Here is a 10,385-nt window from a genome sequence, read left to right as displayed (position 1 = left end):
CGCAGAGGCGTGGATCACAATCGCCCACATTCGACGCGTCACACGCCATCTCGCAAGGGATTAATAATGCTCAGATAGTTTTGAATCAGACTCTTAGAGGCCACGGATTATTCGGACGTCAAACGCGGGGTAAAGCGCCGTTGCGGCGCAAAAACCCGCAAGGGAACAACATGCCGAGCTAAGCCTCTGCCAGGCAAAACGCGCTGCAAGTTTCACGGCGGCATGAGCACCGGTCCGCGAACGCCCGAAGGGCGGGAACGGATTGCAGAGGCGCAGCGCAGGCGGTGGTGCAATCTCAGAGATTGTGGCGAAGAGTAATCCTTGCTTCTTGTTCTAAACCTTCAAACTGCGTCACTACTTAACCCTAAAGACAATGAGGGAATCATAAATCACCATGAGCGAAGAACTTAATGAACAAATCCAAAATCAAGAAAGTTGGGCCTATCAGGAGACAAGCGACGAATGGTCCATATATGAACTTCCCAGCAGAGATGGATTCTTCACTTCTCTTCAAACTGCAAAAAGTGCGCGCTTTCTTGCGTTATTGTTAGTCAGAGCAGAGCGCATCGAAGAGGAACTGAAAGGCATCGCCAGACTCGTTAACATTATAACTTGGTGTGCTGTTGTCGGCGTTGCCACCTTGGCCTTCAGCAGTTTTCTCTGACGCTTGATGACTAGGCGAGAACTGAAGAGACTAAACGCAAAACGAGGATAAGATACCGGTCAATCTCGCCTCAAAAGGTGTACAATTAGGGGGATGCGTCAAGCCGATAAATCTAAAAATCAATTAAAATCAATAACTTATATTGATTTAATGGTGCCCGGGGGCGGAATCGAACCACCGACACGAGGATTTTCAATCCACTGCTCTACCCCTGAGCTACCCGGGCACGGGTTCGGGCGGGCTGGCCGCCGCTGGGCTTGTGCGTTCTAGACGCGGGCGGCGTTGGTGACAAGAGGATTTTGCGTTTTTTCAATGCGGTTTGCGGCTCTCTGGTGCAAGGGCCTTCTCGAGCGCGTCCATGATCTCTTCGGCGTCCTCGGGGTCGTTCGAGGGGATCGCGTAGCCTTCGCCCAGCCAGCGTGCGAGATCGATGTCGGCGCAGCGTTTGGAGCAGAAGGGGCGATAGCGTGGATCGGTGTTGGCAGAGCAGATCGGACAAGTCATGGAATCAGGGGCAAGGTCGGGATGCGGGCACGTTTGCGTTGCAGTTCATAATGGCCGAGCGGGGTCCAGCCGGCAAGAACGGTATCGATCCCGTCGGCACGCAGGGCGGCGCGCAGGGTCGTCTCGAAACCGCGGCGGTCCTTCTTGGGCATCGGCGCCATGTCGAGCGTGATCTGGCCGCCGAGGCCGCGCAGGCGCAGCTGGCGGGGCAGTTCGCGTGCGGTGGCGAGGTTGGCCTTGAGGCCGGCGGCGAGTGAGGTGTCGGTGCCGGTGTTCACATCCACCGCGACCAGCGCGCGGGTGGGTTCGACAAAGAGCGAGGCGCCGCCGGGGAGCGGAACCTGTGGCGATTTGAGGGCGTCGAGCGCGTCGAGAATGCCGTGGCTGGCGAAACTGCCAGGGGCGGTCACGATGTCGGCGGGATCGGACCAGTCGCGCCAGGCGAGCGCATGGGGGGCGTCACCGTCGAGAAGGGTTTCGGGGCCGCTGCCCGTGTCGCCCATCACCTGCGCGGCGAGGGAGGCCATGGTGCGGATGTCCTCGGCGATGCCGTCATCCTCGGCCGCTTCACAGGCGGAACGCAGGATCAGGCCCATGTCGCCGGCCATTTCCATCGCCTCGCGGGCGATGACCATGAGCATGTCGCGGCGGTCGTCGTCGCGGATCCGGCGCGAGATGTTGAGGCCGGGCGCGTCGGGCGTGACGATGGCGTAGCGGCTTTTGAACAGAATCCGATCGGTCACCGGAATCGCCTTTTCCGGGTCCGCATAACCGGTGATCTGCACCAGTTTCTCCTGCCCGGGAGAAATTCCGCGCGTCTGGCGCAGGAACGCATCTCCGTCGGGCGTGGAAAAGAACATACCCCCCTGACCCTTAACGGGTCTTAACGCCACCGCGCGATAGATCGTGCCGGGACGTGGCGCCTCGGACTCGATCAGCAGATCGTCAAGCCGCCCATCGACCATGAGAGCCGCCGCCTCGCGATTTCCGAGATGGTCGAGGATGATCTGGCGGCCCTTCATGAGGCTTGCCAGAGGGGATAGCCGACCGCCTGCAAGAGCCCTGCGGTCTCGGCCAGCGGCAGGCCAACGACGGCGGTGAACGACCCCTTTATCCACGGAATCAGCGCCCCAGCGGGGCCTTGTATGCCGTAACCGCCGGCCTTGCCCCGCCAGTCGCCAGTGGCGAGATAGCCGTTGAGTTCCTCGTTGGAGAGGCGTTTCATCTTGACCGTGGTCACGACATCGCGTTCCCAGACTTTCGTGCCGCTTTTCACGGCGACGGCGGTGATGACCTTGTGGCGGCGGCCCGACATGGCCATGAGAAACTCGGCCGCCTCGCCGGCATTCCCGGGCTTTCCCATGATCCGGCGACCCAGTGCGACGGTGGTGTCGGCACAAAGCACGATGTCGTCCGGGTCGGCATTGACCGCCTCCACCTTCTCGCGCGCCATGCGGGTGCAGTAGGGGCGCGGGAGCTCTGATTTCATGGGCGTTTCGTCGATTTCGGGTGGGCGGACCGCATCGGCGACGACGCCGATGGTCGCGAGCAAGTCACGCCGGCGTGGGCTGCCCGAGCCGAGGATCAGCTTTGGAACGGTATCAGCCATCGGCGCCTTGTTCCGGAATTGTTGCAAAGCTTTGAAAACACTTGCGGGCTGCGGTTGGCCTCTGGCGAGGTCGCACAGCCCCGCCGCGCGAAGCCCGGGCTTCGCGCTTACTTGAAGCGGTAATTGATCCGACCCTTGGTCAAATCATAGGGGGTCATCTCGACCTGCACCTTGTCGCCTGCAAGAACACGGATGCGGTTCTTGCGCATCTTGCCTGCCGTGTGCGCGATGATGGTATGGCCGTTTTCCAGCTCGACCAGGAATGTCGCGTTCGGCAGGAGTTCCTTCACGACACCGGGAAATTCGAGCAGTTCTTCCTTGGCCATGGTTTCTCCTTCATTGCACAGCCCGCCAGATCGCGGGCGTCGATTAAATGAGCCTGTTTTAGCTTTTTTTCAAGGGCTTTTGTCAGGTCAGCCGGGAATATTCGACCTGTGTCACCCGGGGCGGCTGCTCGTTCCAGTGGGTGAGGTTGAGCACATGGCCGTCAGCCCGGACCGCGCGGATGGTGTCGAGATCGACCTCGGCGAGGGTCCAGCCGGGCGCGTCGAGCGTGCCGCAGGCGATCACGCCGGTGGGCGGGAAGCCCTTGTCGGGCGGGCCGAAAACGCCGCCGGTGCCAGTATTTTCCTCGACAGCGAAGAGGCGCGGTTCGGTGCCGATGAGCGAGGACATGACCGTGACGCATTGCAGTTCGAGCGCGCGGGCCATGGCGCCGATGCGCACGCGCCAGTAGCCTTCGAGCGCCTCGGTGCAGGAGGGCACCAGGATCAGCTCGGCGCCCGCATCGGCCAAGGCCTTGGCCAAGAGGGGAAATTCGCAGTCATAGCAGATCAGCACGCCGATCCGGCCCAGCGCGGTATCAAAGACCCGAAGCGGGCCGCCGCCCGAGACGGCCCAGTCGTCGCGTTCAAAGCGCGTCATGATCTGCTTGTCCTGCCAGCCGACGGTGCCGGCGGGCGTGAAGAGCCCGGCACGGTTGACGGTTATTTCGCCGTCTCGGACCGGCGCGGAGGGCGACAGGATATGCACGGAATGCGCCGAAGAAAGGCGTGAAAACAAGGCGTTGGCTTGATCAAGCCAGTCGCCCACGGCGGCAATCGAGCCTTGCACGCTGCCTGCGGCATCGGCACCGGAAAGCGCGGCCAGCTCCATCGCGCCATATTCGGGAAAAACCAGCAGATCGGCCCCCTGCGCGGCCGCGTCGGTGACCCAGCCGGTGATCTTTTCCTCGTAATCGGCCCAGGCGTCGAGCCAGGAGAGCGGGTAGGCGGCGGTGGCGATCTTCATGGTTCTTCAACCTCGGGTTAACGGTGCCGAATGGGCGGAAATCGGGGGGTGACTCCCGGCTGCCGCCCGGCTGACATCCGGCTGCCGGGTGACGAGTCCCCGCGTGCCGTCCCAAGGGGTTAACGCGGCGTGCGGTGCCGGTGCAAGGGCGATCGTTCCTGGGGGGTGACGTGGCGCGACCCGCTCTTGCGCGCAGGCGCAAAGACACTCACAATGCCGGAGAATGCGTGCCCGGTGGAGCGGGTGCCGGGGAGGAGTATGATATGACATTTGCCACGCTTCAGGACAGCATCGACAAGACCAGGGAAATGCCGTGGGAGGCGCGCGACCTGCCCACGACGGTCTATGAGATGCTCAAGGCAACGGCCGACAGGTTCGGGCAGCGCCCGGCGGTTTCCTATCAGCTGTTGTCGGGGCCGGACGATCCGGCCGAAACGCTGACGTGGTCCGAGTTTCACGACAAGGTCTGTCAGGCGGCAAACCTGTTTCGATCGCTCAAGGTCGAGAAGGATGACGTGGTTGCGCTGGTCATGCCGAACACGACCGAGACGGCGATCGCGATGATCGGGGCGATGGTGGCGGGGATCGCCAACCCGATCAACCCGCTGCTGGAGCCCGAGCAGATCGGCGCGATCCTGCGCGAGACCGGGGCCAAGGTGGTGGTGACGCTGCATGCCTTCCCCAAGACCGACATCGCGCAGAAGACGGCCGAGGCGGTGCGTCATGCGCCCAACGTGAACACGATCCTGACGGTGGACCTCAACCGCTACCTGAGCGGGGTGAAAAAGCTGATCGTGCCGCTGATCCGGCCCAAGGTGCAGAAGAATCACCATGCGGACGTGATGAGTTTCAACGCCGAGATCGCGAAACAGCCAAAGACCCTGACATTCGAGGATGTGAAGGAAGACCGCGTCGCGGCCTATTTCCACACTGGCGGCACGACCGGTATGCCCAAGGTGGCGCAGCACAAGAATTCGGGCATCATCTACCAGGGCTGGATCGGGCACGAGTTGCTTTACTCCGAAGAGGACAGCGTGATGTGCCCGCTGCCGCTTTTCCACGTGTTCGCCTGTCACGTGATCCTGATCGCGATGATCAAGTCGGGCGCGCATGTGGTGTTCCCGACGCCGGCGGGCTATCGCGGGGATGGCGTGTTCGACAATTTCTGGAAGCTTTGCGAGCGCTGGAAGACGACCTTCATCATCACCGTGCCGACCGCCGTTTCGGCGCTGATGCAGCGCAAGGTGGATGCGGACCTTTCGACGGTGAAGAATGCCTTTTCCGGCTCGGCGCCGATGCCGCTGGAACTGTTCAACCGGTTCACCAGCGCCACCGGCATCAACATCATCGAGGGTTACGGGCTGACCGAGGCGACGGTTCTGGTGTCGTGCAACCCGATCGACGGGGAAAAGAAGGTTGGCAGCGTCGGCATTCCCTTTCCCTACACCGATGTGCGGATCATGCACGCGGGCGAGGATGGCGAGGTGCGCGAATGCGCCACCGACGAGGTGGGCGAGATCTGCGTGTTCAACCCCGGGGTGATGCAGGGCAGCACCTATACCGAGGACGCCAAGAACAAGGAGCTCTACCACGAGATCGACGGCCACAAGTACCTGCGTACCGGTGATTTGGGCCGGATCGACGCGGACGGCTATATCTGGATCACTGGGCGGGCCAAGGACCTGATCATCCGGGGCGGTCACAATATCGACCCGGCCGAGATCGAGGATGCGCTCCTGTCGCACAGGGACGTGGCCTTTGCCGGCGCGATCGGCCAGCCCGACGCCCATGCCGGCGAGGTGCCTTGCGCCTATGTCGAACTGGTCGGCGGCGGCACGGTGACGGCGGACGAGCTGATGGAACATGCCAGGGTGCATATCCACGAGCGCGCGGCCTACCCCAAGCATGTCGAGATACTCGACGAGTTGCCCAAGACCGCCGTGGGAAAGGTGTTCAAGCCCGACCTGCGCAAGCTGGCGATCGCCCGTGTCTACAATTCGGCGCTGGAAGATGCGGGCGTGGCCGCGCGGGTGGTGAGCGTGATCGACGACAAGAAGCGCGGACTGGTGGCGCAGCTCGCGGCCAATGGCAGCGGCGAGGACGACGTGAGCGAGGTGCTGGGCGCCTATACACGGCCCTGGGAATGGGCCGAGTGAACCGGGTAAGGGAGATGCGACCATGGAAATGAGTGACAGCCGCGTGATCGCGGCCCCCCGTGACGAGGTATGGGCCGCGCTTCTGTCCGCTGATGTGCTGGGCGAATGCGTGCCGGGCTGCAAGGAGATGACAGGCAGCCCCGAGGAGGGGTTCGAGGCCACGGTGGTGCAGAAGGTCGGGCCGGTAAAGGCCACCTTCAAGGGGGCGGTGACATTGACCGACATGGTCGAGCGCGAGAGCCTGACGCTTTCGGGCGAGGGCAAGGGCGGCGCGGCCGGGTTCGCCAAGGGCGGCGCCAAGGTGCGGCTGGAAGACGGCGATGACCCGGATACGACGGTTCTGCACTATGATGTCGAGGCCAAGGTGGGCGGCAAGCTCGCGCAGCTGGGCAGCCGGATCATCGACGGGTTCGCCCGCAAGATGGCCGATCAGTTCTTTGACCGCTTCACCGACGCGGTCGAGGGCCCCGACGACGCGGATGAAGCGGAAGAAGCGCAGGCCGAGCACGAGGGCAAGAAAAAGGGCTGGTTTCACCGCTTGCGCAAGGGCTGAATCCCCGGGCAGAGCACGCGGGTGCGGACGCTCCGCGGGGAGTATTCGGGCAAGATGAAGCGCGGGGCGAGGTGCTTCATCGTGCTGAAAATGCGCATCATGACGGGGCGGTGATTTTCGAAACTTGGAGGTGGCGACATGGCGCAGGCCAAGAATATCCTTTTCATCATGTTCGATCAGCTGCGCTGGGATTACCTGGGCTGTTACGGACACCCGCACCTGGAGACCCCGCATATCGACGCGCTCGCGGCGAAGGGGGTGCGGTTTACCCGCGCCTATATCCAGTCGCCGATCTGTGGGTCGAGCCGGATGAGCACCTATACCGGTCGCTATGCCAGCTCGCACGGGGCGACCAACAACGGCATCCCGCTCAAGGTGGGCGAGGAAACGATGGGCGATCACCTGCGCCGCGCGGGGATGGATTGCTGGCTCGTGGGCAAGACCCACATGCGCGCGGATGTCGAGGGCATGAAGCGGCTGGGGCTGGCGCCCGATACGATCATCGGGGCGCGGGTCAGCGAATGCGGGTTCGACGTGTTCGAGCGCGATGACGGGATGCTGCCCGAGGGGCCGGACGGGTCTTATGACCCCGATGGGGCCAAGACCTATAACGAATGGCTGTGCGCCAAGGGATACGAGAGCGACAACCCGTGGCATGACTTTGCCAATTCGGGGCTGGATGAGGATGGCAACGTGTTGTCGGGCTGGTTCCTCAAGAATTCGCCGATGGCCGCCAATATCGACGAGGCGGACAGCGAGACACCCTACCTGACCGGGCGGGGAATGGAATTCATGGCCGGGGCGCGGGCGCCGTGGTGTTGTCACCTGAGCTATATCAAGCCGCACTGGCCCTATATCGTGCCCGAGCCCTATGCCAGCATGTATGGGCCGGAGCATGTGCTGCCGGTGAACCGCTCCGAGGCCGAGCGGCAGAACGCGCATCCGGTGATGAAGGGCTTCATGGACACCAAGGTGGGGCAGGCGTTTTCGCGCGACGAGGTGCGCGAAGCGGTGATCCCGGCCTATATGGGGCTGATCAAGCAGGCCGATGACCAGATGGGGCGGCTGTTCAAGTGGATGGAGGAGACCGGGCGGATGGACGACACGCTGATCGTCCTGACATCCGATCACGGCGATTTCCTTGGCGATCACTGGATGGGGGAAAAGACGTTTTTCCACGATGCGAGCACGCGCATTCCGCTGATCATCTATGACCCGTCGTCCGAGGCCGATGCGACGCGGGGCACTGTGTGCGATGCGCTGGTGGAATCGATCGATCTTGCCCCCACATTCGTCGAACTGGCCGGGGCCAGTGTGCCGGATCACGTGCTGGAGGGTGAGAGCCTTGTGCCCCTGCTGCATGGGAAGGCGGAGGAGACGCAGAGGCAGTATGTCATCTGTGAATACGATTATTCCGGCGCGCCGGTTGCGGCGCTCTTGAACGCCGATATCGACGATGCGCAGCTTTTCATGGTGGCGGACAAGCGCTGGAAGCTCATCCATGCCGAGGGCGGGCACCGGCCGATCCTGTTCGACCTCTTGAACGACCCCGATGAATTGGTCGATCTGGGCGAGAGCGCCGAGCATGCAGAGGTGATCGAGACGATGTATGCGCGGCTCTTCGAATGGGCGCGGCGGCCGGCACAGCGCACGACCGTGTCGCGCGAGACATTGATCGAGATGCGCACCAAGAGCCGGGGCAAGGGGATCGTGCTGGGGGTTTATGACGAGGGCGAGATTGCCGGGGAACTGACGGTGAAATATCGTGGACGCACTGTGCGGCCCTGGCGGGAGATCAAGCGCGGATGACGAAGTTTGAGGGGCTTGAGGTCGGGTTCGACGTTCCGGCCTTGCCGGGGATGGAAGAGGGCGAGATCACGACGCCCTGCCTGATCCTCGATCTCGATGCGCTGGAGCGCAATATTGCCAAGCTTGGCGATTACGTTCGCGGGCACGGGATGCGCCTGCGGGTGCATGGCAAGATGCACAAATCGGTGGATGTGGCGCGGCTTCAGATGGAGATCGGCGGGGCGCGCGGCGTCTGTTGCCAGAAGGTGAGCGAGGCCGAAGTGTTTGCCCGCGGCGGTATCCCCGACATCCTCGTGTCGAACGAGGTGCGCGATCCGCGGATGATCGCGCGGCTGGCGGAGTTGCCGAAACTCGGGGCGAGCGTGTCGGTTTGCGTGGATGATATCGCCAATGTCGGCGAGTTGTCGGAGGCGGCGGTGCGCGCGGGCACGGAGCTGGGCGTGCTGGTCGAGGTCGATTGCGGCGGCGGGCGCTGTGGCGTTGTGACGCCGGGTGCTGCCGTCGAGATCGCGCGCGCGGTTCTGGAGGCGCCGGGGCTGCGGTTCGAGGGCGTGCAGGCCTATCACGGTTCGGCCCAGCATGTTGAGGACTGGGCGGCGCGGCGCGGGGCGCTGGAGGCGGCGATCACGATTGCGCGCGGCGTGGTTGCGGCGCTGGAGGCGGCGGGAATCGATTGTCCTGTCGTGACCGGGGGCGGCACCGGGTCTTATCCGTTCGAGACGGGATCGGGGCTTTATAACGAACTGCAATGCGGTTCCTACGCCTTCATGGATGCCGATTACGGGCGCATTCGCGGCGCCAATGGTGCGCGGCTCGATGCGGGCGAATGGGAGAACGCGCTTTTCGTGCTGGCCTCGGTGATGAGCCATGTGAAGCCGGGACAGGCGGTGGTCGATGCCGGGCTGAAGGCGATGACCTTCGAGAGCGGTTTGCCAAGGGTTTCTGGCCGGGAGGACGTGGCCTATGTCGGGCCGTCCGACGAGCACGGGGTGGTGGATGACCCGGAGGGGGCCTTGAAGGTCGGCGACCGGCTGCGCCTTGTGCCGGGGCATTGCGATCCGACCTGCAACCTGCATGACTGGTATGTCGGGTTGCGCGGTGGCGTGGTGGAATGCGTCTGGCCGGTCACTGCGCGGGGCAAGCTTTGGTGAGGGCTGGGTGCCCGGCTTCATTCACACGTGAAAGAGGGCATGTGGCCGCCGGGGTGGGCGTATGCCCGGTTCGCAAGTGGACCGGGTGGGGGAATTGCTGAAACACGGCGCGCCAGAGTTGAAGACTCAAAAACACTCATCGGCGGGAATGTCTCCCAGCCGACAGGCTAAAAGTAGCCGATCCATCCCGGAGTTAGGGTTGCGGTTATACTGTGCCGTTTGAGCCGTAAGTGTGGTGTCTGACAACGGGTAGCTTACCGACGATAAACCCACAAAGAAGGACAGTATGCAGAAGCCATCCTGTGGGCATTCAGCGTCAATTATTCGCTGGTAATGCTCTTGGTCGTCAACGCGCTCGGCAGGAATGCCAATTGCCTTCATCTTTCCCTGCGTGCCGATCACAGAATACTCAGGCTTATCGTTGCAGGCAGTGAGCGCAAACAAGGCGAGTGCGACAACAATGTTGATTTTCATCAATATTCTTCCGACGCTTTCGCGCACAATAGTCAGCCTGCACCGTTTGGGTAAAGCGAAAGCCCTAGAGCGTGCCGGTCTTGGTCGGATTCGTCCCCTGCCGGACGAGAGGGCAGCACATGGTCGCGGTCGGGTGCTTACAACATCGGCGCAGTGCAGTTTATCTTGCAACGTC

Annotated in this window: 12 protein-coding genes and 1 tRNA gene; 6 read left to right on the top strand and 7 right to left on the bottom strand. The window is 62.8% G+C overall.

Features of this window, described 5'->3' with window-relative positions:
- The first annotated feature begins 84 nt into the window (after positions 1-84).
- Positions 85-318, top strand: coding sequence for an HGGxSTG domain-containing protein (locus ACESL9_RS04645; protein WP_372674553.1), 234 nt, complete (start codon positions 85-87; stop codon positions 316-318).
- Positions 319-394: 76 nt separating this feature from the next.
- Positions 395-664, top strand: a complete 270-nt coding sequence (locus ACESL9_RS04640) for a hypothetical protein (protein WP_372674552.1) — start codon at positions 395-397, stop codon at positions 662-664.
- Between the two features lie 151 nt (positions 665-815).
- Here ACESL9_RS04640 and ACESL9_RS04635 read toward each other — a convergent pair.
- The 6 genes from ACESL9_RS04635 to ACESL9_RS04610 all read right to left on the bottom strand — a co-directional run bounded on the left by ACESL9_RS04635 (position 816) and on the right by ACESL9_RS04610 (position 4,067).
- Positions 816-890, bottom strand: a tRNA-Phe gene (locus tag ACESL9_RS04635).
- Between the two features lie 83 nt (positions 891-973).
- Complete coding sequence (locus ACESL9_RS04630; RefSeq protein WP_372615260.1) at positions 974-1,168, bottom strand: DNA gyrase inhibitor YacG; 195 nt, start codon at positions 1,166-1,168, stop codon at positions 974-976.
- Positions 1,165-2,190, bottom strand: a complete 1,026-nt coding sequence (locus ACESL9_RS04625; RefSeq protein ID WP_372615261.1) for a ribonuclease E/G — start codon at positions 2,188-2,190, stop codon at positions 1,165-1,167. Before ACESL9_RS04625 ends, ACESL9_RS04630 begins: the two co-directional genes overlap by 4 nt.
- Complete coding sequence (locus ACESL9_RS04620) at positions 2,187-2,777, bottom strand: Maf family protein (RefSeq protein WP_372674551.1); 591 nt, start codon at positions 2,775-2,777, stop codon at positions 2,187-2,189. The genes ACESL9_RS04625 and ACESL9_RS04620 overlap by 4 nt, the downstream gene beginning before the upstream one ends.
- A gap of 107 nt (positions 2,778-2,884) precedes the next feature.
- Positions 2,885-3,103 (bottom strand): translation initiation factor IF-1, encoded by a 219-nt coding sequence (gene infA, locus ACESL9_RS04615; protein WP_008186030.1) that lies wholly within the window; start codon positions 3,101-3,103, stop codon positions 2,885-2,887.
- Between the two features lie 82 nt (positions 3,104-3,185).
- Positions 3,186-4,067 carry a carbon-nitrogen hydrolase family protein gene (locus ACESL9_RS04610; protein WP_372615263.1) on the bottom strand — a complete coding sequence of 294 codons (882 nt, stop codon included), beginning with the start codon at positions 4,065-4,067 and terminating at the stop codon, positions 3,186-3,188.
- 263 nt (positions 4,068-4,330) lie between these two features.
- On the opposite strand from ACESL9_RS04610, the gene ACESL9_RS04605 reads away from it, so the two are divergent.
- The 4 genes from ACESL9_RS04605 to ACESL9_RS04590 all read left to right on the top strand — a co-directional run bounded on the left by ACESL9_RS04605 (position 4,331) and on the right by ACESL9_RS04590 (position 9,736).
- Positions 4,331-6,223, top strand: a complete 1,893-nt coding sequence (locus tag ACESL9_RS04605; RefSeq protein ID WP_372615264.1) for an acyl-CoA synthetase — start codon at positions 4,331-4,333, stop codon at positions 6,221-6,223.
- Between the two features lie 22 nt (positions 6,224-6,245).
- Positions 6,246-6,776 (top strand): CoxG family protein, encoded by a 531-nt coding sequence (locus ACESL9_RS04600; RefSeq protein ID WP_372615265.1) that lies wholly within the window; start codon positions 6,246-6,248, stop codon positions 6,774-6,776.
- Between the two features lie 138 nt (positions 6,777-6,914).
- Complete coding sequence (locus tag ACESL9_RS04595) at positions 6,915-8,585, top strand: sulfatase-like hydrolase/transferase (protein WP_372674550.1); 1,671 nt, start codon at positions 6,915-6,917, stop codon at positions 8,583-8,585.
- Positions 8,582-9,736 carry a DSD1 family PLP-dependent enzyme gene (locus tag ACESL9_RS04590; RefSeq protein WP_372610724.1) on the top strand — a complete coding sequence of 385 codons (1,155 nt, stop codon included), beginning with the start codon at positions 8,582-8,584 and terminating at the stop codon, positions 9,734-9,736. The genes ACESL9_RS04595 and ACESL9_RS04590 overlap by 4 nt, the downstream gene beginning before the upstream one ends.
- Before the next feature lie 126 nt (positions 9,737-9,862).
- Here the strand turns inward: ACESL9_RS04590 and ACESL9_RS04585 are convergent, their stop codons facing one another.
- The gene (locus ACESL9_RS04585; RefSeq protein ID WP_372610726.1) at positions 9,863-10,210 is read right to left on the bottom strand and encodes a hypothetical protein; all 348 of its coding nucleotides are present in this window, start codon (positions 10,208-10,210) and stop codon (positions 9,863-9,865) included.
- Positions 10,211-10,385: the final 175 nt, after the last annotated feature.

It is taken from the genome of Aquicoccus sp. (assembly GCF_041686535.1).
Classification (GTDB): Bacteria; Pseudomonadota; Alphaproteobacteria; order Rhodobacterales; family Rhodobacteraceae; genus Aquicoccus.
The sequence above is the reverse complement of the archived record's forward strand: the minus strand, read 5'-3'. Positions and strand labels throughout refer to the sequence as shown.

Coding starts and splice junctions, on each gene's coding strand:
- ACESL9_RS04640 (WP_372674552.1), top strand. CDS start 395: ATGAGCGAAGAACTTAATGAACAAATCCAAAATCAAGAAAGTTGGGCC.
- ACESL9_RS04630 (WP_372615260.1), bottom strand. CDS start 1,168: ATGACTTGTCCGATCTGCTCTGCCAACACCGATCCACGCTATCGCCCC.
- ACESL9_RS04625 (WP_372615261.1), bottom strand. CDS start 2,190: ATGAAGGGCCGCCAGATCATCCTCGACCATCTCGGAAATCGCGAGGCG.
- ACESL9_RS04620 (WP_372674551.1), bottom strand. CDS start 2,777: ATGGCTGATACCGTTCCAAAGCTGATCCTCGGCTCGGGCAGCCCACGC.
- infA (WP_008186030.1), bottom strand. CDS start 3,103: ATGGCCAAGGAAGAACTGCTCGAATTTCCCGGTGTCGTGAAGGAACTC.
- ACESL9_RS04610 (WP_372615263.1), bottom strand. CDS start 4,067: ATGAAGATCGCCACCGCCGCCTACCCGCTCTCCTGGCTCGACGCCTGG.
- ACESL9_RS04605 (WP_372615264.1), top strand. CDS start 4,331: ATGACATTTGCCACGCTTCAGGACAGCATCGACAAGACCAGGGAAATG.
- ACESL9_RS04600 (WP_372615265.1), top strand. CDS start 6,246: ATGGAAATGAGTGACAGCCGCGTGATCGCGGCCCCCCGTGACGAGGTA.
- ACESL9_RS04595 (WP_372674550.1), top strand. CDS start 6,915: ATGGCGCAGGCCAAGAATATCCTTTTCATCATGTTCGATCAGCTGCGC.
- ACESL9_RS04590 (WP_372610724.1), top strand. CDS start 8,582: ATGACGAAGTTTGAGGGGCTTGAGGTCGGGTTCGACGTTCCGGCCTTG.
- ACESL9_RS04585 (WP_372610726.1), bottom strand. CDS start 10,210: ATGAAAATCAACATTGTTGTCGCACTCGCCTTGTTTGCGCTCACTGCC.